This window comes from Cohnella nanjingensis (genome assembly GCF_014212125.1).
Lineage (GTDB): Bacteria > Bacillota > Bacilli > Paenibacillales > Paenibacillaceae > Cohnella > Cohnella nanjingensis.
The window spans coordinates 22,752-46,178 of sequence record NZ_JACJVP010000033.1; the positions used below are offsets into that span (position 1 = coordinate 22,752).

Sequence of the window (23,427 nt, forward strand, 5' to 3'; positions counted from 1 at the left end):
TCGGCTTACAGACTCCAGTTCGCGCGTTTCGGCGCTGTAACCCGATTTTTTCGGCTTACTGACCCCAGGTCGCTCGATTTCGGCGCTGCAACCCGATTTTTTCGGCTTACAGACCCCAGGTCTCGCGATTTCGGGGCTGTAACCCGATTCTTTCGGCTTACAGCCCCCAGGTCGCGCGATATCGGTGCTGTAACCCGATTTTTCGGCTTACATACTCCCCATCACGCGGCTCTTGGTTAGCCCTGGATCAGCGTGCGGCCCGTCATCTCGACCGGCTGCGGCAGCTCGAGCAGCGTGAGCAGCGTCGGCGCCACGTCGGCCAGGATGCCGTCGCTGCGGAGCGTCACGCCCGGCTTGGTCACGATGCACGGCACCGGGTTCGTCGTATGCGCCGTGAACGGACGGCCGTTGTCGTCGATGACCATGTCGGCGTTGCCGTGGTCCGCGATGATGACGGCCATGCCGCCCTTCGCCAGGATGGCGTCGACGACTTTGCCGAGGCAGGCGTCGGTCGCTTCGACCGCTTTGATCGTCGGCTCCAGCATGCCGGAGTGTCCGACCATGTCCGGGTTGGCGAAGTTCAGGATGATCGCGTCGTGCTTCTCGTCCTCGATCTCCTTCACCGCCGCGTCCGCGACTTCGTAGGCGCTCATCTCCGGCTGCAGGTCGTACGTCGCCACCTTCGGCGAGTTGATCAGGATTCGCGTCTCGCCCGGCAGCTGGACGTCGCGTCCGCCGCTGAAGAAGAACGTGACGTGCGGGTACTTCTCCGTCTCCGCGATGCGCAGCTGCGTCTTGCCCTGCTGCACGAGCACTTCGCCGAGGGTGTTGTCGAGCTCCTTCGGCTTGTAAGCCACGAATCCGCCGACCGATTCGGCGAACAGCGTCAGGCAGACGAAGTACAGCCCTTTCGGACACTTCGGACCCCGGTCGAAGCCGCGGAAGTCCTCGTTCGTGAACACGTTCGACAGTTGAATCGCGCGGTCCGGACGGAAGTTGAAGAACACGACCGCGTCCTCCGACTCGACCAGGCCGACCGGCTTGCCGTCCGCGCCCACGATAACCGTCGGCATGACGAATTCGTCCATGACCGACTTCTCGTACGATTCCTTCACCGCTTGGATCGGATCGACGTAGGTCGGGCCTTCGCCGTACACCATGGCGCGGTAGGACTTCTCCGTCCGCTCCCAGCGCTTGTCGCGGTCCATGGCGTAGTAGCGCCCTTGAACCGTCGCGATGCGGCCGATGCCGACTTCTTCGATCTTCGCTTGGAGCTGCGTCAGGTAGCCCACCGCGCTGTCCGGCGCGACGTCGCGGCCGTCCAGGAACGCGTGGATGTACACGTCCGTCAGCTCTTCCTTCTTCGCGAGCTCCAGCAGCGCGAACAAGTGCGCGATATGGCTATGCACGCCGCCGTCGGAGAGCAGGCCGTACAGGTGCAGCTTCTTGCCGTTCTGCTTGGCGTGGCGGACCGCGCCGAGCAGCGTCTCGTTGTCGAAGAAGTCCCCTTCGCGGATGGACTTCGTGATCCGCGTCAGATCCTGGTACACCGTACGTCCCGCGCCGATGTTCAGATGGCCCACTTCGGAGTTGCCCATCTGTCCCTCCGGCAGGCCGACCGCTTCGCCTTGGGCCGTCAGCTGCGTATGCGGATACGTCGCCCACAGGCGGTCGAAGTTCGGCTTGTTCGCTTGGGCGACCGCGTTGCCGTGGGTCTCCTCGCGAAGGCCGAAGCCGTCCAGGATGATCAGCGCAACCGGTTTGGGTGCGGCCATCTTACTTCGCCCCCTCGACGAGCGCTGCGTACGATGCCGGCTCCAGGCTGGCGCCGCCGACGAGCGCGCCGTCGATATCCGGTTGGCCCATGTATTCCGCTACGTTGTTCGGCTTCACGCTGCCGCCGTATTGGATCCGGACTTGGGCCGCGACTTCGGCGCCGAACAGGCCGCTCACGACGCTGCGGATGTAGGCGATGGCTTCGTTCGCGTCGGTCGCGCTCGAAGACTTGCCCGTTCCGATCGCCCAGATCGGCTCGTACGCGATGACGACTTGGGCCGCTTGCTCGGCCGTGAGGCCCGCCAGCGCGGCTTCGGTCTGCACGCGGTTCACTTCGTCGGTCTTGCCGGCTTCGCGCTCTTCGAGCTTCTCGCCGACGCACACGATCGGAGTCAGCCCGTGCTTGAAAGCGGCATGCGTCTTCTTGTTGACGGTCTCGTCCGTCTCCGCGAAGTACTGACGGCGCTCGGAGTGGCCGATGATGACGTAATGCACGCCGAGATCCTTCAGCATGACGCCGCTCACTTCGCCCGTGAAGGCGCCGTTGTCTTCGAAGTGCAGGTTCTGCGCGCCGACCTTCAGCGACGTCCCCTTCACGGCTTCGACGAGCGCCGGCAGCGCCGTGAACGGCGCGCAGATGACGCTCTCTACGCCTGCGACTTCGGCCTTGCCCTTGACTTCGTTCACGAACGAGACGGCCTCGGAGACCGTCTTGAACATTTTCCAGTTGCCTGCGATGATCGGAGTTCTGCTCATGGGTTCACCCTCACTTATCGTTTAGCGCCACGACGCCCGGAAGTGCTTTGCCTTCCATGAATTCGAGCGACGCGCCGCCGCCGGTGGAAATATGGTCCATCTTGTCGGCCAGGTGGAACTTCTCCGCAGCAGCCGCCGAATCGCCGCCGCCGATGATCGTGTAGCCTGCCGACTCTGCGCAAGCCTGCGCGACCGCGCGCGTGCCGTGCGAGAACGGTTCGATCTCGAATACGCCCATCGGCCCGTTCCAGACGACCAGCTTGGAGTTCTTGATGACGTCCGCGTAGATCTCGCGCGTCTTCGGTCCGATATCGATGCCTTCCCAATCGGCCGGGATGCCGTCGGTGTCGACGATCTTCGTGTTCGCCTTGGCGCTGAATTCGTCCGTGACGACGATGTCGACCGGCAGGTAGAAGTTCTTGCCGAGCTTCTTCGCCTTCTCGAGGAATTCCAGCGTCAGGTCGAGCTTGGAGTTGTCGCACAGCGATTGGCCGATCTCTTTGCCTTGCGCCTTGAGGAAAGTATAAGACAAGCCGCCGCCGATGACGATATTGTCGGCGATCTCGATCATCTTGTTAATGACGTCAATCTTGTCCTTGACCTTGGAGCCGCCTACGATCGCCGTGAACGGACGCTCGGGGTTGTTCAGCGCTTTGCCGAGAACGTCGAGCTCCTTCTCCATCAGCAGGCCGGATACGGCCGGCAGATGATGCGCGATGCCTTCGGTGGAAGCGTGAGCACGGTGAGCGGCGCCGAACGCGTCGTTGACGTAGACGTCGGCGAGCGCCGCGAACTGCTTCGCCAGCTCCGGATCGTTCGACTCTTCGCCCGGGTAGAAGCGGACGTTCTCCAGCAGCAGCACGTCGCCGGCGTTCAGCGCGTTCGCCTTCGCCAGGACTGCTTCGCCTACGGCTTCGTCGGCTTTAACGACCGGCTTGCCGAGCAGCTCGGACAGGCGGGCGGCGACCGGCGTCAGACGCAGCTCTTCCACGACTTCGCCTTTCGGACGGCCGAGGTGGCTCGCCAGGATGACCTTCGCGCCTTTCTCGATCAGATAGCGGATCGTCGTGAGCGTCTCGCGGATGCGGGTGTCGTCGGTGATGGCGCCGTTCTCGAGCGGTACGTTGAAGTCGACGCGTACGAATACTTTTTTGCCGGATACGTCGATGTCGCGAACACTTTTCTTGTTCATGGTCCACACTCCTCCTACTATTCAAAAGCCTGTATCGGCCGTCGGCGGCCGGGAGCCGCCGGGCCGCCCGAAGATCGGTTCCGGGCGGGATCCGGCCCCCGGATACGGCGTCGGCGGCGATCCTTCCCGGGCTACGCAGACGGAAAGAGGAGCGCGGCGTCTCCTCTTTTCCGTTTTCGAGAATTTAAGTTCGGTCTTACAGGCCTTTGCTGGCGATGAAGGTTACCAGGTCTACGACGCGGTTGGAGTAGCCCCATTCGTTGTCGTACCAGGAGAGGACTTTGACCATGTTGCCTTCGACGACCATCGTGGACAGCGCGTCGATCGTGGAGGAAGCGGCGTCGCCGTTGTAGTCGCTCGATACGAGCGGCTCTTCGGAGTAGTTCAGGATGCCTTTGAGCGGGCCTTCGGAAGCGGCTTTGAGGGCGGCGTTCACTTCTTCGACCGTGACGTTGACTTTCAGCTCGGCAACCAGGTCGGTTACGGATACGTTAGGCGTAGGAACGCGCAGCGACATGCCGTTCAGCTTGCCTTTGAGCTCCGGCAGGACGAGAGATACCGCTTTGGCGGCGCCCGTCGTGGAAGGAATGATGTTCTCGGCGGCGGCGCGAGCGCGGCGCAGATCCTTGTGCGGCACGTCGAGTACGCTTTGGTCGTTCGTATAGGAGTGGACGGTCGTCATCATGCCCTTGACGATGCCGAATTGATCGTTGATGACCTTCGCGAAAGGCGCGAGGCAGTTCGTAGTGCAGGAAGCGTTGGAGATGATCGTGTGTTGGGCCGGGTCGTACTTGTCTTGGTTGACGCCCATGACGATCGTGATGTCTTCGTTCGTAGCCGGTGCGGAGATGATGACTTTCTTCGCGCCGCCTTTGAGGTGAAGCTCGGCTTTGTCCTTCGCGGTGAAGATGCCCGTCGATTCGACGACGATCTCAGCGCCTACGGAGCCCCAAGGCAGGACGCCCGGGTCGCGCTCCGCGAATACTTTAACCGTCTTGCCGTTGACGATCAGCGCGCCTTCGGCAACTTCAACCGTGGCGTCCAGCTTGCCGTGCGTCGTGTCATATTTAAGCAGATGAGCCAGCGTGCTGACGTTCGTCAAATCGTTGATCGCGACTACTTCTACGTTAGGGTTGTTCAGAGAAGCGCGGAATACGTTGCGTCCGATCCGTCCAAAGCCATTAATACCGATTTTTACCGTCATTGATGGTTCCTCCTTGGAAATTCTTATTTTTATTTTGATCTATAGCAGGCGCCGCTAAGCGCCGAGACCACAAGTTCTTCCTGGGCGAGGCTAGGCGTGTCTGAGCGCCTCCTGGGCCGCCGCCTCGTCGGTGACGAGCACGTCGTCGTGCCCGAAGCGCATGACCGCCGCGATCGCCTCGCCCTTGCTATGTCCGCCCGCGACGCCGATGACCGACTCGGCCGCCTCGATGTCCTCGAGCCGCAGGCCCGCGGTCGCCATCCGGTGCACCACCGCGCCTTCGCGGTCGAAGTAGTAGCCGAACGCCTCCGCCAACGCGCCGTCCCGCAGAATCTCCTGAACGGTGTCGGCGTCCAGCTTGCGCCGCCGCGCCATCGCCGTCGCGTCGCCGATGCCGTGGACCACGATGCGCGCGCTGCGGATCATGTCCACCACTTCCCGCACGTTCGGCTCCTGCATGATCGACTGGTAGGCTTCCTCGCTCAGGTGGTCGGGCACGTGCAGCATCCGGTACCGCGCGCCCGTCCGCTTCGCCAGCTCGGCGGCGATCGTGTTCGCTTGGTAGTCCACGCTCTCGCCGAGACCGCCGCGCGCCGGGACGAACCAGTTGTCCCGCAGGGGGGACGGCACCGAGAGGTGCGCCGCGAGGCGCGCCATCGTGGATCCGCCCATGACGGCCACGACGTCGCCGGGAGTGAGCACGTGGCGCAGCACCCTGCTCCCCGCGCGGCCGAGCTCCCGCTTCACGTCGTCGGAGTCGTCCGAGTCGCCCGGCACGATGACGACCTGCTTCAGGCCGAACTTCGCGCGGACCGCCTCTTCCAGGTCCGCGAGGCCGAACATCTCCTTGACGAGCGGCTCCATCTCCTCCAGGAGACGTTTGCCCGCGTCGCTCAGCGTCATGCCGGCCGTGCCGGCCTCGAGCAGCCCTTGGGCCCGCAGCAGGTCGAGCTCGGCGCGCAGCGTGCGCTCGGTGAGATCGACGCTGGCGGCCAGCGTCCGCCGGCCCACCGTTCCCGACACGCGGATGCGGTGCAGAATGTCGTAACGCTTCTGCAGCACCTGAACCAGGTCGGGCACTAGCTTCTTCTGAATGTCGAGCATCTTCCGCATTCCTGCCGTCTCTCCCTCGGTTACCGGAATCGCGCCTTCTTCTGAATGCGGATCGTCGAAATGAAGCGGACTGTGTTGGACCGAAAACGTCCCACCACCTAATTTTAAGTCCCACTTCATGCTTTCATTTTAATTCAATGACGCTTCGCTTGCAAGCCTTGACTTCAACGATTCGTCACATTTTCTTATCGCTCGGCCTTGACCGCGTCGTCTCCCTTCCATATCGTTCCTGCCCGCAGCAGGCACAGCCGCGGCCGTTTACGCGTGCAGCTTGGACACATATTCTTACCCCGTTGCGCGGTTTCGGATTTCCGCTTGCTTTTCCTACCCCCATCGCCTATAATGAATCTTGCTGTTGTTGCAAGCGCCCGTGGTCCAACGGATATGACGCAGGCCTCCGGAGCCTGAGATTGGGGTTCGATTCCCTACGGGCGCGCCAACCCAACCTTACACAGGATTCACCATCCTGCAGACAAGCAAACCCGCGACCGCCGAGAGAGGTCGTTTTTTTATGCCCTTAGTTTGACTTTCTTTGACTTTTGCTTTCTGATACTTTAGAATGTAGTCATTCCATTTCCAAAGGAGGGATCTTCGCATGAGCTTCGTCCCTATGGTTGTAGAACAAACGAACAGAGGAGAGCGGGCGTACGATATCTATTCCCGTCTGCTGAAGGACCGGATCATCTTCTTGGGCACCCAAGTGAACGACGTGGTGGCCAACTCCATTATCGCGCAGATGTTGTTCCTGGCTGCGGAAGATCCGGAGAAGGACATTCATCTCTACATCAACAGCCCAGGCGGATCGATCACGGCCGGGATGGCGATCTTTGATACGATGCAGTACATCAAGCCGGACGTCTCTACGATCTGCGTAGGCATGGCCGCCTCGATGGGCGCCTTCCTGCTCGCGGCCGGCGCCAAGGGCAAGCGCTTCGCGCTTCCGAACGCCGAAGTGATGATTCACCAGCCGCTCGGCGGCGCCGAAGGCCAAGCGAGCGACATCGAGATTCGCGCGCGTCGCATCCTGAAGCTTCGCGACAAGCTGAACGGCATCCTCTCGGAACGCACGGGCCAACCGCTCGAGCGCATCGAGAAGGACACCGACCGCGATAACTTCATGGAAGCCGAGCAAGCCCGGGCGTACGGCCTCGTCGACAAAGTCATCGAGAAGATCTAACCCGAATCGCACGAACAAGCCCGCTCTCTCCGAACCGGAGGCAGCGGGCTTGTCTTTATTCCACACCAACTGGCCCATCTTTTTACCACACAAACTCGATTTTGTCAAGAAAAATTCAAAGGCTTGAATCACCCCTCTGCGAACGCCCATCAACGTGATATGCTATAGCAAGGAAACATTCCATAAACCTCCATATCTTGCTATGGAATAGGAATCACGCAAAAAGGGGGATCTCCTCAATGAATCAGCACACCCATTCCTTGCATTTGGTGCCGCGCCCCTTGTCCGCATCCGAGATGAACAGCGCCAACTCCGGCAACGACGATCCAAGCCACATGATCGCTCGCAACTTGAAAGATAAGGCATCGTTGCTTCGTCCGCTGAAGGACGAGCATTTGCTGGAAGTATATCGGGAAGCGAAGAAAATGAACTTGTCTAGCGAATTCATCGAACTGCTGGAAGATGCGATCGAGCTGCGGAATCTGGAGCACCGTCTCAAAGCTTAATCCAGCCGCAGGCAGCCTGCCCAGCATACGTCAAGGATAGGTTCAAGCTCACCCATGCAAAGCGATCGGATGCAGGCCCCATCCTGCCGATCGCTTTTTTTCTTGTCTTCATCCGAGTCGGGATACCGAAGGTCCGGGGCGCTATCTACAGAGAAGAGCCTGGCAGCGTCATCCGCTCCCAGGCTCCGGCCTGCCGTCGTTACTTCATCTCGTACTGCACCGTCACGTTCGCCGCGATCTCGATCTGTCCCGTCTGAATGGAGGAGCCCGCATCGGCAGCCGCGCTCGCCATCTCCTTCGCGAACAAGGCGTTCTGCCGGATGATCGGCACCGACGCCGCTTCGCCCTGCACGATGTTGATCACCTGGCCGAGCTGACGCTTGGCGGATACGGCCAGCACGTTCGCTTTCGCGTCCGCGTTCGCCATCGCCTTCTTCAGCGCCTCCAGCTGGTACTGCTCCTCTTTCTCGGTGCCGAACTGCACGCCGTCCATCCGGTTGGCGCCCGCCGCGGAGACCGCGTCCAGCAGCTTGCCGATGTTATCCAGATCGCGGTAGGTAACCTGGACCTGGTGCGAGGCGAGGTAGTCCTTCAGCTTCTGGCCTTCCTTCTCCGTATACGTGTACTCGGGCTGCACGCTGAAGCTCGTCGTCTTCACGTCCTTGCGATCCAGCTTGAACGTCTCGTACAGCGTCTTCTCCACCGCCGAGAACCGTTTGGCCGCCTCCTGCTGCGCCGCTTGCGCCGTCGCGCCCCGCGCCTCTACGGCGAAGTTCAGGTAAGCCACGTCCGGCTCCACCTTAATCGAACCTTCCGCGCCGACCGTAACCGTATTCTGTACGTTTGCCGTTGTTGCGGCCGTGACCGCCGGCGATTCCGCAGACACCGCTTGCACGCCTCCATTCGTATAGCCGAACCATCCCGCGACTACCATTACCGTAGCCAGCACTGCGATCTGCACGCCTTTTGCCCGCATGATCGTAACCCCTTCCGTCAGTTTGTCTATTCAACGCTTAGCATAGGTAAAAGGTTGCAGGATTACCAACTCGAATTTGCAGACGAGATCCCGGTGCAGAGGGGCGGGCGGCGCGGAGATATGTCCCTATGCAAAAAGCTCCCGCAAAGGGGAGCTTTGAGCGCATTCTCGCTTATTATTGGTTCTCGAGCTCTTCCTTGCTGACGAGTTGGACTAAAGCGGTTACAGCTTGCTCCGCATCCGAACCCTCGGCACTGATGGCTACCTCGGTGCCCGAACTGATCGCGAGACTCATGATTCCCATGATGCTCTTCGCGTTCACTTTCTTGTCTTCCTTCTCCACGAAGACATCGGAGGAGAATTTATTGGCTTCTTGCACGAATAATGCCGCCGGTCTGGCGTGAAGCCCCGTCTTAAGCCGAACAACCACCGGCTGTCTCGTCATGGAACGGATACCCCCTATCTTGATCTCATCCCGGTTCACGGGACCCACCGCGCATGGTCTGTTACCTATTATAGCATTAGTCAGAACCATTACGCCACCAGGTTATACCGTGCCGTTACGGATTTTTTCGGCCCACTCGTCGATTTTGCGGAGACGATGATTCACGCCCGATTTGCTGACCTGGCCTTTGAGCATGTCGCCGACCTCTTTGAGGTTCATGTCGGGGTGCTTCAGCCGGATCTCCGCGACTTCGCGAAGCTTATCGGGCATATTCTCCAGGCCGACTTCCTTCTGCAGCAGCTTGATGTTGTCGATCTGCCGGACCGCGGCGCCGATCGTCTTGTTCAGGTTCGCCGTCTCGCAGTTCACGATCCGGTTCACCGAGTTGCGCATGTCCCGCATGATGCGGACGTCCTCGAACTTGAACAGCGCCTGATGCGCGCCGATGATGCTCAGGAACTCGATGATCTTCTCGCCTTCCTTGATGTATAAGATGAAGCCCTTCTTCCGCTCGATGAATCGGGCGTTCAGTTGGAACTTGTTCGCGAGGTCTACGAGCGCCTTGCAGTGTTCTTCGTACATCGAAGCGATCTCCAAGTGATAGGAGGAGCCCTCCGGATTGTTCACGGAGCCGCCCGCGAGGAACGCCCCGCGCAGGTAGGCGCGCTTGCAGCACGACTTGCGCACCAGGTCCTTGTCGATGCTCGGATGGAACTGGAAGCCCGCTCCGGCGATCTTCAGATCGCTGAGCAGTTGGTCGACGCCGGCGGGCACGCGGACGATATAGACGTTGTTCTTCTTCAGGCGCATCTTCTTGCGGACCAGCAGCTCCGTCGGCACGTTGTACTGCCGCTTCATGAGCGTATAGATCCGGCGGGCGATGGCCGCATTCTCGGTCGAGACGTCCAGCACGATCCGCTTGTTGGTCAGCGACACCGACCCGTTCATGCGGATGAGCGCGGACAACTCCGCTTGGTCGCAGCAGGATTCCGTCTCGATCATCGTTAATTCTTTCTTGGTTTGAGCAGCGAACGACAACCGTCTCTCACCCCTTTCGCAACATCCAGTCTTTCACCAGCTGGTAGATATGCCCGCTTAGCTTCGCCGCGTCGTGGCGCAGATACGTGCGGAACATCACGAGCCGGTCCGCGATCACTTTGTAGCCGCGCCGCTCGACTTCCTCAAGGTCCAGGTGGACGGCCTTGGAGCCCTGTTCGGCGTACATGCTGTGCACTTGGGGCGGGATCTCGCCGTCGTTCACGATCACGTAATCGAACAGATGGTGGCCGACATGGGCATGAACGGCGTCCAGATGGTCGCTCACCGAGTAATCGTCCGTCTCTCCGGGCTGGGTCATCACGTTGCAGACGAACAGCTTCACGGCATCCGCGCCCACGATCGCCTCTGCCAGCTTCGGCACGAGCAGGTTCGGGATGATGCTCGTATACAGGCTCCCGGGACCGATCAGGATCGCATCCGCCTCGCGGATCGCCTCGACCGCCTCGACGAGCGGCTCCACGTGCTCCGGCTCGATGAACACCCGCTTGATCGCGACGCCGGCCTTCGGAATCTGCGATTCCCCGACGACGATCGTGCCGTCCGCCATCTCCGCTTTGAGCAGGATGGCCTGGTTCGCGGCGGGCAGCACGCGCCCGCGTACGGCCAATACGCGGCTCAGCTCCCGCACGCCGGTGACGAAGTCGCCGGAGATGTCCGTCATCGCCGCCAATATCAGATTGCCCAGGCTGTGTCCGGCCAATCCGTTCCCGTTCTGAAAACGGTAGGACAGCATATCCGCGAGCAGCGGCTCGGCATCGGCGAGCGCGGTCAGCACGTTGCGGATATCGCCCGGCGGCGGCATCTGCAGCTCCTGCCGGAGAATGCCCGAGCTGCCGCCGTCGTCCGCGACGGTGACGATCGCGGTAATATCGAGCGGCTTCTGCTTCAAGCCGCGCAGCATCACGGACAGCCCGGTCCCGCCGCCCATGACGACGATCCGGGGACGACGCGTCAGCGGCCCGGCGCCGATCTGCGCCTTAGCCATGCCGGTCCCGTTCCGCGTCGCGATGGCTCACGCGCACCGATTCGGTCTCGCCCGCGCTGAGCATCCGCCCCAGGTACTCGCCGATGGCGACCGAGCGGTGTTTGCCCCCGGTGCAGCCGATGCCGATGACGACTTGGCTCTTGCCTTCTTTGTGGTACAAGGGGATCAAATATTGCAGCATGTCGAGCAGCTTCGACAGGAACGTCTGCGTCTCCGGCCACTTCATGACGTAATCGTACACTTCGCTGTCCTGCCCCGTCTTCGGACGGAGCGCATCGACATAGTGCGGATTCGGCAGAAAGCGGACGTCGAAGATCAGATCGGCGTCGATCGGCACGCCGTACTTGAAGCCGAAGGAGGTGACGTTGATGGAGATCTTGTTGCGGTCCAGATTCGTGAACCGCGAGACGATCTTGTCCTTGAGCTGCGCGGGCTTCAGGCTGCTCGTGTCGATCACCTGCGTCGCCCAGCCCTTCAGATCCTCCAGCAGCTTGCGTTCCGATTGGATGCCCTCGAGCGGCATGCCGCCTACGGCGAGCGGGTGGCGTCTGCGGCTTTCCTTGTAGCGCTGAACGAGCACCGAGTCGGTCGCGTCCAGGAACAGGATCTCATAGTGAATGGTATAGTGCTCGCGGATATAGCTCAGCGATTCGGACAACGCGGTGAAAAACTCCCGGCCCCTCAAATCGATGACCAGCGCCACCTTGCCGATGCGTCCCTGCGATTGATCGATGAGTTCGGCGAACTTCGGGATCAGCACCGGCGGCAAGTTGTCGACGCAGAAAAAGCCGAGGTCCTCCATGCTCTGGACGGCGATCGTCTTGCCCGCCCCCGACATGCCGGTGATGATCACCAGCGTCGGTTTGGTTATCGTCGTATCCATCTCCATCTCTCCTTCCCCATGCAGGCCAACCCTAACCATGCTGTGACGTGAAGCAAAAACGGCTTCGCCCGCTTGCCGTGCGGTGAAGTCGTCTGAACCGGAACGATGCGCGAATGCGGACCGCTCCATGGCGCGGATCCGGACCGCTCCGCCATGAACAAAGCGCCTGCCCGCCGGTACGGGCGAAGCAGGCGCCAAGTCTGAAGTTAAGCGTAAAGGAAGAGGCCCGCCGCGCCCACGACGCCGGCGTTGTTGCCCAGCTCGGCGGCGACGATGTCCACGCCCTTCTGCGCCGCGTCCGTCGAATACTTGCGGAACACTTGGCGGATCTGCTCGAACAGATATTCTCCCGCCTTGCTCACCCCGCCGCCGATGATGAAGCGCTGCGGGTTGATGACGACCGCGACCGCCGCCATCGACTTGCCCAGATAGAAGGCTGCGCGGCTCACGATGCGCTGCGCCACCTCGTCGCCCGCCTTGGCGGCGTCGATCACGTCCTTCGCCGTCAGCGGCGTCTCGATGAGCGACAGCGACGTGCGGTCCCCGCGCTCGACCGCGTCCTTGCCCATCCGGATGATGCCCGTGGCGGAGGATACCGTCTCTAGGCAGCCCATCTGGCCGCAGCCGCATTGGATCGCTTCGAGGTCCGGCACGATGGACATATGGCCGAGCTCGCCGGCCATGCCGCTGAAGCCCTCGATCAGCCGGCCGTTCACGATCAGTCCGCCGCCGACGCCGGTGCCCAGCGTATAGCAGACGCAGTTCTGGACGCCTTTGCCGGCGCCGCCCCATACTTCGCCCAACGCGGCTACGTTGGCGTCGTTGTTGATCTTGATCGGCTTGGCGAGCTTCTCCTCCATGATCTGCCGCACGGGCACGTTCCGGAGGGGAGGCAGGTTCGCCGAGAAGTCGATGATGCCGTTCGGAATGTCGAGGAATCCGGCGATGCCGATGCCGACGCCTTTGACGTCATCCCACTCCTGCGTGCCGGGAGGAACGAGCTCGTTCACATAAGCGGCGATATTGCTCATGATCTTGTCCGTACCCTGGTCCGTATCGGTCGGGCCCTCGAACGTGCGCAGCAGCTCTCCCTTGTCATTGCACAAGCCGATCTTGATGGAAGTTCCACCTAAATCGACGCCAACGTAAAGCGATTGAGACATAGTGGTCGACACCTCATGATTGTATTGGACTCATTACGACGGTTCGCAAGCCTCCGTAGAGGGCGAACGCGACATAAGTTTAAACAAGCTTCCCTTCGGCGCGTCTGCCGCGCCGTGCCGCCGGCCGGATCAGCCGAGCGTCTGGCTCCAGTCGTGCACCATCGAGCCTTCGAGATACTTCTCGCAGTCCAGCGCCGCCATGCATCCGCTGCCGGCGGCCGTGATGGCTTGGCGATACTTCGTGTCCTGAACGTCGCCGCAGGCGAATACGCCAGGGACGTTCGTCTCGGAGGAGCCCGGCTTCGTCACGATGTAGCCGTGCTCGTCCGTCTCCACCTGTCCGCCGAGGAACTTCGTATTCGGCGTATGGCCGATCGCGATGAACACCCCGTGCGCATCCAGAATCTCCTCTTCGCCGGTCTCGTTGTTGCGGACCTTCAGCCCGGTGACGCCCATATCGCCCGCCACGACTTCCAGCGGCGTACGGTTCAGTCCCCAGCTGATCTTCTCGTTCTCGCGCGCGCGATCCTGCATGATCTTGGAGGCGCGCAGCTCGTCGCGACGGTGCACGAGCGTCAGATCCGACGCGAAGCGCGTCAGGAAGTTCGCTTCCTCCATCGCGGAGTCGCCGCCGCCCACGACGATGATCTTCTTCCCGCGGAAGAAGAAGCCGTCGCAAGTCGCACAGGTGCTGACGCCGCGGCCGACGTTGTCCTTCTCGCCGGGAATGCCCAGGTACTTCGCCGAAGCGCCGGTCGAGATGATCAGCGTCTCCGCCGTCAGCTTCTCCCCCCCTTCGAGGTTCAAGGTGAACGGACGCTGCGCGAGCTCCACCGAGTTGATCCAGCCGGTGCGGAACTCCGCGCCGAAGCGCTCCGCTTGCTTGCGCATGTTCGCCATCAGGTCGGGTCCCATGATGCCCTCGGGGAAGCCCGGGAAGTTCTCGACATCGGTCGTCGTCGTCAATTGACCGCCCGGTTCCGGGCCTTCGATGACGAGCGGGCTCAGATTCGCGCGCGCTAAGTAGATGGCGGCCGTGAGGCCTGCGGGTCCCGTTCCGATCACGATGCTCTTGTAAGATGACATAATTCATTCCTCCTCGGCCAACTGTAATTACGATTGTAACAGTTGAACCGTTGTTCCGCAACAAACGTTAGCCTTGTTCCTGGAATGAACGGTTCGTTAGTTTTAGCTTCTCCCGAATGCCGCAAGCTTCGTCAATCCGGTTCGCGTAGCGGCTGATCGTCGCCTGGGAGGCGCCGTAGCGGCTGACCAGATCGGCATAGGTCACCGTCTTGCGGTGCATCTTCGCCGTCCAATACTCCAAGGCGGCCGCCCATCCCGAAGCGTTGTGCAGCTTCGGCACGTCCGGGTAGACGCGCGAGAGGTAATCGACCCAGAGCGTCATCATGTCATGCTGCTGCACGACGTCGTACCGCTCCGCCATCTGCGACATCGCCTGCTCCAGGATGCCTTGCCAGGAGCTGTCCCAGACCGGCAGGCGCGCGGACCTTCGGCGGGCTTCCAGCGTGAGCGTGCGGCCGCTGAACATGACGTTCAGCGCGTCCTCCACGCCGATCGACCGGAGCACCAGCACGGCCACCCGCTTCAGCTCGTCGTCCTCCTCGGGATCGACGAGGAACGCCTTCAGCGCCTCGATCACCTCTTCGTCGGCGACGAGCCCCAGCGCCTGAATGACCTGCATCTTCGTGCGCCGGTCGCCGTGGCGCAGCGCCCAGAAGAAGGACGAGCGGATGAGCGGGTCCTTCTTCAGCGTGGCGGAGACGAGCTCCGGCCGCTTCTCCCATTCGCGGAACTGCTCGTCGAACGGCAGATGGTAATGGTACTGGGCGGGCGCCTTCTCCTGGCCCTCCCTTACCTTGGCCAATTTGCGGAGGTAGAAATCAGGCACCGCGGGCGACGGATCGAGGCGCTTGGCCTGCAGCCAGTGGCGCTCCGCATCGTCCAGACGGCCGATATTCGCCGCGGCCACCGCCGCGAAGTGATGCAGGCTCGGCTCGCCCGCCAGCTCGCCCGTGCGCAGCAGCCTGCGGAAGTGCCGGTAAGCCTCGCGGTGGTCGCCGATGATGCCGAGCGTCGTCGCCAGCTTGAAGACGTGCTCGGGGTGAATCGGGACCGTCTTCTTCAGCACCGCGACCAGCGACGTCAACTCGGACCGCTGATTCGCGTGCTGGTAGAAGATCGCCAGATTGCAGAGGGCGTGCAGATTGCCGGGTTCGGCCGCCAGCACTTCGCCGATCGTCTGCACCGACTTGTCGAACAGGCCCATATAGTAATAAGCCAAGCCCAGATTGTTGCGCGCGGCGAGGAAGTCGGGCTGCCGCCCGATGATGTCCTCCAGGATGCGCACCGCCTCGGCGAAGCGGCCCGCCTCGAGCAGCTCCCGCGCCTTGTCGTGGGCGTAGAGGTTCTCCTTGGACTTGATCGTCGACAGCTTCGTCGGGCGGTTCAGCTCGTAGTTCAGCAGATCGAGCAGCTCATCCGCCTCGTCGAGGAACTGGCCTTCCGCATCCGTCTCCAAGTAGCGCACGAGCGATTCCTCGGCCGCTTCGTACAGCTCCATGTTGGCGTAGTTGTTCGCCAGATAGTAATAGCATTCCGTCATGGCGGGGTCGATCTGATCGAGCACCGACCGCAGAATCACGTTCGATTCCTCGTATCGCCCCATCTCCGACAGAATGCCGGCCATGTTGCAGTGGTTCACCGGATTGTCCGGCTCGTATTCGACCGCCCGGCGGAAGTACTTCAGCGCCTTGTCGTAATGGAACCGATCCAGCGATTGCACCGCCCGCTCAAAGAAAAAAGTCGCGTCCAAAGAGAACGGAATCACTTTCGGGCGACGGCTCTTCGCGATCGCGCGCTTCCGCTGATTCATCGGCAAGGCACCTCCCCGGTAGTTCATTCGTCTTGTCTAAATTGTCATACCCTGTCGTCCGTCGGCCCGCAGCCGTCTTTTCGTCAATCCGATTATAACACAGCATCACCATCCATAAAACCGCGTAATCCTGGCTTCGCCGCGCCGCGCAAGGGGAAACGGCTCCTCCCTCCTCGAAATAAGGGCGGCCCGCCGGGAACGAAGATCCCCGCGGGAGCGGCGGATCGCCATACGAATCCGTACGGAATGAGCAAGAAAGGACCGCCCGCGTCCGCCTGTCGCGGAGGGGAGATCCTTTCTCCTACACGTTGTTGGATTCGATTGTCGCTAGACGCCCGCGGTCTTGAACAGCGTGCTGATCGAGCCGCCTTCCATGATGATCTTCGTGGCTTCGGACAGCATCGGCGCCACGGAGAGCACCTTGAACCGTTCGGAACGGTCGTTCGGCAGCAGGATGGTGTCGGTAACCACGACCTCCCGGATGTTCGGGTGATCCAGCTTCTGCAGGGCGTTGCCGGAGAACAGCGGGTGCGTCGCGCAGACGAAGACGTCCTCGGCTCCGCGTTCCTTCAGTCCCTCGACGACGTTCACGATCGTCGTGCCGGTGTCGATCATGTCCTCGATGATGATCGGCGTGTAGCCTTCGACTTCGCCGATGACGTGGGTGATGACCGACTCGTTGTGCGCCGGGCGCTTCTTGATCATGATCGCGAACGGAGAGTCGAGCTGGTTCGCCAGCTTCTCCGCCGTAGACGCGCGGCCCGCGTCCGGCGAGACGATGACCGGGTTCTGGATGTTCTTCGCCCGCAGGTAGTCGCTGATGAGGTCGAGCGCCGTGAGGTGGTCCACCGGGATATTGAAGAAGCCTTGAATCGCCGGCGCGTGCAGGTCGATCGTCACGATCCGCGAGGCGCCTACCGTCGTCAGGACGTCGGCCACCATCTTCGCGGAGATCGGTTCCCGGGGCGCCGCTTTGCGCTCTTGGCGCGCATAGCCGTAATAAGGAAGCACGATGTTGATCGTCCGAGCGGAAGCCCGCTTGGCGGCATCGATCATGACGAGCAGCTCTACGAAAAAGTCGTTGATCGGATGAGATAACGATTGCACGAGGAACACGTCGCAGTTACGGATCGTCTCCTCATAGTGAACGTAAACTTCGCCGCTCTTGAAGCGCGAAAGCTTAATCTTGCCGAGAGGCAGACCTAGCTGGTCGGCTATCTTCTCGGCCAACACCGGGTTCGATGATCCGGAAAAAATACGAAGCTTGCTGCTGTACATGTGCCCCTCCAAAGGTTCGGTCGAGTAAGGCAACCGCGAATCTATCTTCCCTATTATTATACATGAGATTCCACCGTTCGCCAAAACCCTTCTTGCCCGAATCTAGGGCATTCAGCGGCCGCTTTGTTGCGAAAATCCGACATTTGGCGCCAAGCGCGCAGCATCTCCCGGGCAAAGCCGGTCTTAGTCCTTCTTGACCGGTTTGCGATGGCGGAACTCGAGCTCCTGCAGCACCTCGTCGAACGGGATGCCCTGCTGCTTCAACAACACCATCAAGTGGAAAATGAGGTCGGCCGCTTCGCTGCGCGTCTCGACGTTGTCGTGGTTTTTGGCTCCGATGATCACTTCGGCCGTCTCTTCGCCGACCTTCTTCAGGATCTTGTCGAGCCCCTTCTCGAACAGGTACGTCGTATACGCGCCTTCCGGGCGCTCCGCGTAGCGCTGGGCGATGGTCGTCTCGAGGCCCGAAAGCGCGGCGAACCGGTCCGGCGCCGGCCGGCGCTCCTCCGGCAGTTCTCCGTCCGCGTCGCGATAGAAGCAGCTGTATGCGCCGGTATGGCAGGCGGCGCCGTTCTGCTTGACGAGCGCGAGGAGCGTGTCGCCGTCGCAGTCGTAACGGAGCGAGACGATCGGCTGCGTATGGCCGGAGGTCGCGCCCTTGTGCCACAGCTCCCCGCGGGAGCGGCTCCAGAATACCGTCTCGCCCAGCTCCAGCGTCCGCCGAAGCGATTCACGGTTCATATAGGCGAGCATCAGCACTTCCTTGCTGCCCGCGTCCTGAACGACGACCGGCACGAGGCCGTTTTCGTCCCATTTGATCTGATCGGCTAGCGATTGCGTCATCGTACGTTCACTCCTTGGTTCCGGAGAGTGTCCTTGACCTCCCGGATCGTCACTTCCTTGTAGTGGAAAATGCTCGCGGCAAGCCCTGCGTCCGCCCGCCCTTCGGCGAATACGTCCGCGAAATGCCGCGCATGGCCCGCGCCGCCGGAGGCGATCACGGGAATGCCGACGCGGTCCGACACGGCGCGCGTCAGCGCGATATCGAAGCCGTCCTTCGTACCGTCGGCGTCCATGCTCGTGAGCAGAATCTCGCCCGCGCCGCGGCGGGCCGCTTCCTGCGCCCAATCGAGCGCCTTGATCCCGGTCGGGTTGCGGCCGCCGTGCGTGAACACTTCCCAGTCGCCCCATTCGGCATTATACTTCGCGTCGATCGCGACGACGATGCACTGCGCGCCGAACGTGCGCGAGCCGTCCGCGATCAGGTCGGGATTCTTGATCGCCGCCGTATTGATGCCGATCTTGTCCGCGCCCGCCCGCAGCAGGCGCTTCATGTCCTCCACCGCGGAGATGCCGCCGCCGACGGTGAACGGAATCGTGATCTCGCCTGCCGTCCGCCGGACGACGTCCACCATCGTCGCGCGTCCCTCCACCGAAGCGGAGATATCCAGGAAGACGAGCTCGTCCGCGCCTTCGCGGTCGTAGATCGCCGCGAGCTCGACCGGATCTCCGGCATCCCGCAGGTTGACGAAGTTGACGCCTTTCACGACCCGGCCGTCCTTGACGTCCAGGCAGGGGATAATCCGCTTAGCTAGCATACGCGCTCCCTCTTTCTATTCGCAGAATGGCGCGACCGGGCCATGACGCATCCGCATCGCCGCAGTGGGCGGGCCGCGCTGACGGCGGCGCCACAGTGGGGGCCCGCCTGACGGTGGCGCCACAGTGGGCGGCCCGCCTGACGGCGACGCCTCAGTGGCCGGCCGCGCTGACGGCGACGCCGCAGTAGGACCGCGTCTGACGGCGGCGCCACAGTGGGGCGGCCGCGCTGACGGCGACGCCTCAGTGGCCGGCCGCGCTGACGGTGACACCGCAGTGGGCGGCCGCGCTGACGGCGACGCCGCAGTGGGCGGCCGCGCTGACGGCGACGCCGCAGTGGGCGGGCCGTGCCCGATGGCGTTGTCCGCCAGCGCTGAATCTCCGGCCTCCCTGAAGACGGCGAAGAATGCGCGATGACAATGGGTAATGATTCATGGCCGAGTCGCGCCGATCATTCGTGTTTCGTTTAGACTCCCGTGTACCGCTTTACCGCATCTGCGAGGGAGATGTTGCCCGTATACAGCGCCTTGCCGACGATCGCACCGCCGACGCCCGCGCCCGCGTGCTGCACCAGGTTTGCCAGGTCCTCAGGCTTGCTCACGCCGCCGGAAGCGATTACCGTACGCCCCGACACCTGCGCGAGACGCGCGATCGATTCGACGTTCGGACCGCTCATCATCCCGTCGCGGGAGATGTCCGTGAAGATGAACGTCTCCGCGCCTTCTGCAGCGAGCGCGACGGCCAGATCCTCGGCCTTCACCTCGGACGTTTCGAGCCAGCCGCGCGTCGCGACGTAGCCCCCGCGCGCGTCGATGCCGATGGCGACCTTATCGCCATGCTTGGCGAGCACCTTGGACACGAACGCGCGGTCTTCGATCGCCGCCGTGCCGAGGATGACGCGGGAGACGCCGAGCCCGAGCAGGCGCTCCACGTCCGCCTCAGTGCGCAGACCGCCGCCTACTTGCACCGGCACCTGCACCGTGGACGCGATCCTTCCGATCAACTCGTCGTTGACCGGATGGCCGGCCTTGGCGCCGTCCAGGTCGACCAAGTGTACCCACTGGCCGCCTTGCGCCTCCCAGTCGCGCGCCGCCGCGACCGGATCGTCGTTGTATACCGTTTCTTGGTTATAGTCGCCCTGGACCAGACGGACGGCTTTGCCGCCCCGGATGTCGATCGCGGGATAGATGATGAACTTGGACATGTCAATGGTCCCTCCGAACGGGGTTGGAGTGCGTTGCGGCCATGAATTGCTTTGTAACGATAAAAAGTATCGTTACGGCAACGGAAGCAGCCATTTTTTGCTCTGTAGCGATAGAAAGTATCGTTACAGCGGCAGATGAGGTCGATTGTTGGTCTGTAACGATAGAAAGTATCGTTACAGCGAGAGATGCGACCATTTTGTGCTCTTTAACGATAGAAAGTATCGTTACAGCGGCAGATGAGGCCGATTGTTGGTCTGTAACGATAGAAAGTATCGTTACAGCGGCAAATGAGGTCGATTAGTAGTCTGTAACGATAGAAAGTATCGTTACAGCGAGAGATGCGACCATTTTGTGCTCTTTAACGATAGAAAGTATCAATGCGGCGGCGTTCGCGGAGACACGCGGTTAACGGCCCCTCTATCTGCCTCGCCCGGGCTGAGATAACCGCACATTGCGGTTAACGGCCCCTCTATCCGCCTCGCCCGGGCCGAGATAACCGCACATTGCGGTTAACGGCCCCTCTATCCGCCTCGCCCGGGCCGAGATAACCGCATTTTGCGGTTAACGGCCACTCAATCCGCCTCGCACGGGCCGAGATGACCGCATTTTGCGGTTAACGGCCCCTCATCTTGCTCCGGCCGAGCCGAGATAACCGCACATTGCGATTAACGCTTCGGCTCAACGCCGCCCTCGGCGAGCTCCACGAACCGGCGCAGCAGCGCCATGCCGAGCTCGCCGCTCTTCTCCGGATGAAACTGCATGCCGTACACCGAGCCGCGGCCGACGATCGCCGTCACCGGCTGGTGGTAGTCCGCCGTCGCGAGCAGATCCTCGCGGCGTTCCGGCAGCACATGGAACGAGTGGACGAAGTAGACATGGCCCGGCGCAAGTCCCGCGAACAGCGGACTCGGCTGCGCGAAAGCCAGCTCGTTCCAGCCCATGTGCGGCACTTTGTAGTCGCCTTCGAAGCGGACGACGCGGCCCGGCAGCAGACCGAGTCCTTCGTTCCGGCCGTACTCCTCGCTCTCCGAGAAGAGCAACTGCATCCCGAGGCAAATCCCGAGCAGGGGTTTGCCGGAAGCGGCGTATTCGCGTACAGTCGCGTCAAGTCCGGTTTCCCCCAGGTTGCGCATCGCGTCGCCGAAGGCGCCGACGCCCGGCAGGATCACGCCGTCTGCGGCCAAGATCTCCTCCGCCGAGGACGTGACGACCGCATCGCAGCCCAACCGCTCCACGGCCTTGCTCACGCTGTGCAGGTTGCCCATGCCATAGTCGATGATCGCGATCACCCTACAGCACTCCCTTCGTCGATGGCACGCCTTTCACCCGGGGATCGATGGACGTTGCTTCGTCCAGGGCGCGTCCGAGCGCCTTGAATACCGCTTCGATCATGTGGTGCGTGTTCTTGCCGTAGTGCACGATGACGTGCAGCGTGATGCGCGCTTCGAGCGCCAGCTTCCACAGGAACTCATGCACGAGCTCCGTGCTGAAGCTGCCGACCGTCGCGGACGGATACTCCGCCCGGTATTCGAAATGCGGCCGGTTGCTCACGTCGATGACGACCTGCGCCAGCGCCTCGTCCATCGGGACGAAGACGCTCGCGTACCGCTTGATGCCGGCTTTGTCGCCAAGCGCTTCGCGCAGCGTATGTCCGAGGCAGATGCCGATGTCCTCGACGGTGTGGTGATCGTCGATATCCACGTCTCCGCGCGCCTCGACGGTCAAGTCGAATTGGCCGTGCTTCGCGAACAAGTCCAGCATGTGGTTTAGGAACGGCACGTCGGTCTCGATGTTCACCGTGCCGGTGCCGTCTACGCCGAGGGCCAGCTTAATGTCCGTCTCATTGGTCTTGCGCGCGATCTCCGCGCGGCGTCCGCCCGCTTGTTCTAAGGATTGCGTCATTGAGATTCTCCACCTTCCAATCGGATCTCGACCGCTCTCGCATGGGCTTCCAGGCCTTCATGCCGCGCCAGCGTCGCGATGCCGGCGGCATCGCGGAGCAGCGCTTCGCGGCTGTATCGGATCAAGCTCGATTTCTTCACGAAGTCGTCCACGTTCAGCGGCGACGAGAACCGCGCGGTCCCGTTCGTCGGCAGAATATGGTTCGGGCCGGCGAAGTAGTCGCCGACCGGCTCCGAGCTGTACGGGCCGAGGAAGATCGCGCCCGCGTTCTCGATCGTGCCGAGCACCGCCATCGGGTCCTCGGTGATCACTTCGAGATGCTCCGGCGCGAGCTTGTTGATGACTTCTACGCCCTCGGCGAGGCTCCCGACGGTCAGGATCGCACCGTACTGTTCGAGCGAACGCTCCGCGATCTCGCGCCGCGGCAGCGTCGCCACCTGGCGGTCCAGCTCCGCCGCGACCGCCTGAGCCAGGCGCTCGGACGTCGTCACGAGCACCGCCGAAGCCATCTCGTCGTGCTCCGCTTGCGACAGCATATCCGCGGCGACATACCGCGGATCGGCGCTGTCGTCCGCCAGCACGACGATCTCGCTGGGCCCTGCGATGCTGTCGATGTCGACCGCGCCGAATACGGCGCGCTTGGCGAGCGCCACGTAGATGTTGCCGGGCCCGCAGATCTTGTCGACGGCGGGGATCGACGCCGTCCCATAGGCGAGCGCCGCGACCGCCTGCGCGCCGCCGATCCGATACATCTCGGTCACGCCCGCTTCGGCGGCCGCCACGAGGATGTACGGGTCGATGCCTTCGCGTCCGCCTGTAGCCGGCGGCGTCACGAGCGCGATTTCCGGCACGCCCGCGACCTTGGCCGGCAGCACGTTCATGAGTACCGACGAAGGATACGCCGCCTTGCCGCCCGGCACGTAGAGGCCGACCCGCTTCAGCGGACGCATCACGACGCCGAGCATCGTGCCGTCCGGCTGAAGATCCATCCACGAGCTGCGCTTTTGCTTCTCATGAAAAGCCGTGATGTTGGCCGCCGCCTGCCGCAGCGCGTCCAGAAACGCCGGCTCCACCTTCTCGTAGGCCGCCGAGATCTCGGCCTCCGTCACCCGGAGCCGATCCGGCGTCAGCTTGACGCGATCGTGCAGCTCCGTGTACCGCAGCAGCGCCTCGTCGCCTTCCCGGCGCACCGCGCCGACGATCTCGGCCGCCGCCTCATTCTGCTCGCGCGAGCCGTATTCGCTCTCCCGCTCCAAGCGGAAGCCGCTTGCCGGTCCGATATACATACCGTCTCCCCCTCGCTTGCCAGCTATTT

General features: G+C 62.2%; 23 protein-coding genes and 1 tRNA gene. 4 read left to right on the plus strand and 20 right to left on the minus strand.

Annotation, left to right across the window (positions count from 1 at the left end; genetic code table 11):
- Positions 1-236: 236 nt before the first annotated feature.
- The 5 genes from gpmI to H7C19_RS20845 form a co-directional block, all read right to left on the minus strand.
- Positions 237-1,775: a 2,3-bisphosphoglycerate-independent phosphoglycerate mutase gene (gene gpmI / locus H7C19_RS20825; protein ID WP_185670985.1), complete on the minus strand. Its 1,539-nt coding sequence runs from the start codon at positions 1,773-1,775 to the stop codon at positions 237-239.
- A 1-nt stretch (position 1,776) separates the two neighbouring features.
- Positions 1,777-2,532 carry a triose-phosphate isomerase gene (tpiA, locus tag H7C19_RS20830; RefSeq protein ID WP_185670986.1) on the minus strand — a complete coding sequence of 252 codons (756 nt, stop codon included), beginning with the start codon at positions 2,530-2,532 and terminating at the stop codon, positions 1,777-1,779.
- Between the two features lie 10 nt (positions 2,533-2,542).
- Positions 2,543-3,724, minus strand: a complete 1,182-nt coding sequence (locus H7C19_RS20835; protein WP_185670987.1) for a phosphoglycerate kinase — start codon at positions 3,722-3,724, stop codon at positions 2,543-2,545.
- Between the two features lie 196 nt (positions 3,725-3,920).
- Entirely contained in the window at positions 3,921-4,928 is a 1,008-nt protein-coding gene (gene gap / locus H7C19_RS20840) for a type I glyceraldehyde-3-phosphate dehydrogenase (RefSeq protein ID WP_185670988.1), read from the minus strand.
- 90 nt (positions 4,929-5,018) lie between these two features.
- Positions 5,019-6,041, minus strand: coding sequence for a sugar-binding transcriptional regulator (locus H7C19_RS20845; protein ID WP_185671017.1), 1,023 nt, complete (start codon positions 6,039-6,041; stop codon positions 5,019-5,021).
- Between the two features lie 364 nt (positions 6,042-6,405).
- Here H7C19_RS20845 and H7C19_RS20850 point away from each other — a divergent pair.
- From H7C19_RS20850 to H7C19_RS34920, 3 genes are all read left to right on the plus strand, one after another.
- Positions 6,406-6,480, plus strand: a tRNA-Arg gene (locus tag H7C19_RS20850).
- A gap of 156 nt (positions 6,481-6,636) precedes the next feature.
- A complete protein-coding gene (clpP, locus tag H7C19_RS20855; protein ID WP_185670989.1) occupies positions 6,637-7,218 on the plus strand; it encodes an ATP-dependent Clp endopeptidase proteolytic subunit ClpP in 582 nt (193 codons plus the stop codon).
- Positions 7,219-7,457: 239 nt separating this feature from the next.
- Entirely contained in the window at positions 7,458-7,724 is a 267-nt protein-coding gene (locus tag H7C19_RS34920; protein ID WP_246469643.1) for a sporulation histidine kinase inhibitor Sda, read from the plus strand.
- A 199-nt stretch (positions 7,725-7,923) separates the two neighbouring features.
- Here the strand turns inward: H7C19_RS34920 and H7C19_RS20865 are convergent, their stop codons facing one another.
- The 12 genes from H7C19_RS20865 to hisA form a co-directional block, all read right to left on the minus strand.
- Positions 7,924-8,700, minus strand: a complete 777-nt coding sequence (locus H7C19_RS20865; protein ID WP_185670990.1) for an SIMPL domain-containing protein — start codon at positions 8,698-8,700, stop codon at positions 7,924-7,926.
- A gap of 175 nt (positions 8,701-8,875) precedes the next feature.
- The gene (locus H7C19_RS20870) at positions 8,876-9,145 is read right to left on the minus strand and encodes an HPr family phosphocarrier protein (protein WP_185670991.1); all 270 of its coding nucleotides are present in this window, start codon (positions 9,143-9,145) and stop codon (positions 8,876-8,878) included.
- 102 nt (positions 9,146-9,247) lie between these two features.
- Positions 9,248-10,183, minus strand: a complete 936-nt coding sequence (whiA, locus tag H7C19_RS20875) for a DNA-binding protein WhiA (protein WP_185670992.1) — start codon at positions 10,181-10,183, stop codon at positions 9,248-9,250.
- A gap of 7 nt (positions 10,184-10,190) precedes the next feature.
- Positions 10,191-11,189: a gluconeogenesis morphogenetic factor MgfK gene (gene mgfK / locus H7C19_RS20880; RefSeq protein WP_281384918.1), complete on the minus strand. Its 999-nt coding sequence runs from the start codon at positions 11,187-11,189 to the stop codon at positions 10,191-10,193.
- The gene (gene rapZ, locus H7C19_RS20885; protein ID WP_185670993.1) at positions 11,182-12,072 is read right to left on the minus strand and encodes an RNase adapter RapZ; all 891 of its coding nucleotides are present in this window, start codon (positions 12,070-12,072) and stop codon (positions 11,182-11,184) included. Before rapZ ends, mgfK begins: the two co-directional genes overlap by 8 nt.
- Before the next feature lie 206 nt (positions 12,073-12,278).
- The gene (locus H7C19_RS20890) at positions 12,279-13,235 is read right to left on the minus strand and encodes an ROK family glucokinase (protein ID WP_185670994.1); all 957 of its coding nucleotides are present in this window, start codon (positions 13,233-13,235) and stop codon (positions 12,279-12,281) included.
- Positions 13,236-13,364: 129 nt separating this feature from the next.
- Entirely contained in the window at positions 13,365-14,321 is a 957-nt protein-coding gene (gene trxB / locus H7C19_RS20895) for a thioredoxin-disulfide reductase (RefSeq protein WP_185670995.1), read from the minus strand.
- 67 nt (positions 14,322-14,388) lie between these two features.
- Positions 14,389-16,131: a tetratricopeptide repeat protein gene (locus H7C19_RS20900; RefSeq protein WP_185670996.1), complete on the minus strand. Its 1,743-nt coding sequence runs from the start codon at positions 16,129-16,131 to the stop codon at positions 14,389-14,391.
- 327 nt (positions 16,132-16,458) lie between these two features.
- Positions 16,459-17,409, minus strand: coding sequence for a ribose-phosphate diphosphokinase (locus H7C19_RS20905; protein ID WP_185670997.1), 951 nt, complete (start codon positions 17,407-17,409; stop codon positions 16,459-16,461).
- Between the two features lie 183 nt (positions 17,410-17,592).
- Positions 17,593-18,252, minus strand: coding sequence for a bifunctional phosphoribosyl-AMP cyclohydrolase/phosphoribosyl-ATP diphosphatase HisIE (gene hisIE / locus H7C19_RS20910; RefSeq protein WP_185670998.1), 660 nt, complete (start codon positions 18,250-18,252; stop codon positions 17,593-17,595).
- Positions 18,249-19,007, minus strand: coding sequence for an imidazole glycerol phosphate synthase subunit HisF (gene hisF / locus H7C19_RS20915; protein WP_185670999.1), 759 nt, complete (start codon positions 19,005-19,007; stop codon positions 18,249-18,251). Before hisF ends, hisIE begins: the two co-directional genes overlap by 4 nt.
- Positions 19,008-19,471: 464 nt before the next feature.
- Positions 19,472-20,209 (minus strand): 1-(5-phosphoribosyl)-5-[(5-phosphoribosylamino)methylideneamino]imidazole-4-carboxamide isomerase, encoded by a 738-nt coding sequence (gene hisA / locus H7C19_RS20920; protein ID WP_185671000.1) that lies wholly within the window; start codon positions 20,207-20,209, stop codon positions 19,472-19,474.
- Between the two features lie 41 nt (positions 20,210-20,250).
- On the opposite strand from hisA, the gene H7C19_RS20925 reads away from it, so the two are divergent.
- A complete protein-coding gene (locus tag H7C19_RS20925) occupies positions 20,251-20,511 on the plus strand; it encodes a hypothetical protein (RefSeq protein ID WP_185671001.1) in 261 nt (86 codons plus the stop codon).
- A gap of 364 nt (positions 20,512-20,875) precedes the next feature.
- On the opposite strand, the gene hisH is transcribed toward H7C19_RS20925, so the two are convergent.
- The 3 genes from hisH to hisD are packed head-to-tail and all read right to left on the minus strand — an operon-like array spanning position 20,876 to position 23,398.
- Positions 20,876-21,499 carry an imidazole glycerol phosphate synthase subunit HisH gene (hisH, locus tag H7C19_RS20930; protein WP_185671002.1) on the minus strand — a complete coding sequence of 208 codons (624 nt, stop codon included), beginning with the start codon at positions 21,497-21,499 and terminating at the stop codon, positions 20,876-20,878.
- A 1-nt stretch (position 21,500) separates the two neighbouring features.
- Positions 21,501-22,112: an imidazoleglycerol-phosphate dehydratase HisB gene (hisB, locus tag H7C19_RS20935; protein WP_185671003.1), complete on the minus strand. Its 612-nt coding sequence runs from the start codon at positions 22,110-22,112 to the stop codon at positions 21,501-21,503.
- Positions 22,109-23,398, minus strand: a complete 1,290-nt coding sequence (gene hisD, locus H7C19_RS20940) for a histidinol dehydrogenase (protein WP_185671004.1) — start codon at positions 23,396-23,398, stop codon at positions 22,109-22,111. Before hisD ends, hisB begins: the two co-directional genes overlap by 4 nt.
- Positions 23,399-23,427: the final 29 nt, after the last annotated feature.

Excerpts from the sequence above, each read along its gene's own strand:
- hisB (WP_185671003.1), bottom strand. The coding sequence starts at position 22,112 with ATGACGCAATCCTTAGAACAAGCGGGCGGACGCCGCGCGGAGATCGCG.
- gpmI (WP_185670985.1), bottom strand. The coding sequence starts at position 1,775 with ATGGCCGCACCCAAACCGGTTGCGCTGATCATCCTGGACGGCTTCGGC.
- rapZ (WP_185670993.1), bottom strand. The coding sequence starts at position 12,072 with ATGGATACGACGATAACCAAACCGACGCTGGTGATCATCACCGGCATG.
- trxB (WP_185670995.1), bottom strand. The coding sequence starts at position 14,321 with ATGTCATCTTACAAGAGCATCGTGATCGGAACGGGACCCGCAGGCCTC.
- H7C19_RS20900 (WP_185670996.1), bottom strand. The coding sequence starts at position 16,131 with ATGAATCAGCGGAAGCGCGCGATCGCGAAGAGCCGTCGCCCGAAAGTG.
- tpiA (WP_185670986.1), bottom strand. The coding sequence starts at position 2,532 with ATGAGCAGAACTCCGATCATCGCAGGCAACTGGAAAATGTTCAAGACG.
- H7C19_RS20835 (WP_185670987.1), bottom strand. The coding sequence starts at position 3,724 with ATGAACAAGAAAAGTGTTCGCGACATCGACGTATCCGGCAAAAAAGTA.
- hisIE (WP_185670998.1), bottom strand. The coding sequence starts at position 18,252 with ATGACGCAATCGCTAGCCGATCAGATCAAATGGGACGAAAACGGCCTC.
- H7C19_RS20890 (WP_185670994.1), bottom strand. The coding sequence starts at position 13,235 with ATGTCTCAATCGCTTTACGTTGGCGTCGATTTAGGTGGAACTTCCATC.
- gap (WP_185670988.1), bottom strand. The coding sequence starts at position 4,928 with ATGACGGTAAAAATCGGTATTAATGGCTTTGGACGGATCGGACGCAAC.
- hisD (WP_185671004.1), bottom strand. The coding sequence starts at position 23,398 with ATGTATATCGGACCGGCAAGCGGCTTCCGCTTGGAGCGGGAGAGCGAA.
- hisA (WP_185671000.1), bottom strand. The coding sequence starts at position 20,209 with ATGTCCAAGTTCATCATCTATCCCGCGATCGACATCCGGGGCGGCAAA.
- H7C19_RS20870 (WP_185670991.1), bottom strand. The coding sequence starts at position 9,145 with ATGACGAGACAGCCGGTGGTTGTTCGGCTTAAGACGGGGCTTCACGCC.
- mgfK (WP_281384918.1), bottom strand. The coding sequence starts at position 11,189 with ATGGCTAAGGCGCAGATCGGCGCCGGGCCGCTGACGCGTCGTCCCCGG.
- H7C19_RS20865 (WP_185670990.1), bottom strand. The coding sequence starts at position 8,700 with ATGCGGGCAAAAGGCGTGCAGATCGCAGTGCTGGCTACGGTAATGGTA.
- H7C19_RS20845 (WP_185671017.1), bottom strand. The coding sequence starts at position 6,041 with ATGCGGAAGATGCTCGACATTCAGAAGAAGCTAGTGCCCGACCTGGTT.
- H7C19_RS34920 (WP_246469643.1), top strand. The coding sequence starts at position 7,458 with ATGAATCAGCACACCCATTCCTTGCATTTGGTGCCGCGCCCCTTGTCC.
- H7C19_RS20925 (WP_185671001.1), top strand. The coding sequence starts at position 20,251 with ATGAATTGCTTTGTAACGATAAAAAGTATCGTTACGGCAACGGAAGCA.
- hisF (WP_185670999.1), bottom strand. The coding sequence starts at position 19,007 with ATGCTAGCTAAGCGGATTATCCCCTGCCTGGACGTCAAGGACGGCCGG.
- H7C19_RS20905 (WP_185670997.1), bottom strand. The coding sequence starts at position 17,409 with ATGTACAGCAGCAAGCTTCGTATTTTTTCCGGATCATCGAACCCGGTG.
- clpP (WP_185670989.1), top strand. The coding sequence starts at position 6,637 with ATGAGCTTCGTCCCTATGGTTGTAGAACAAACGAACAGAGGAGAGCGG.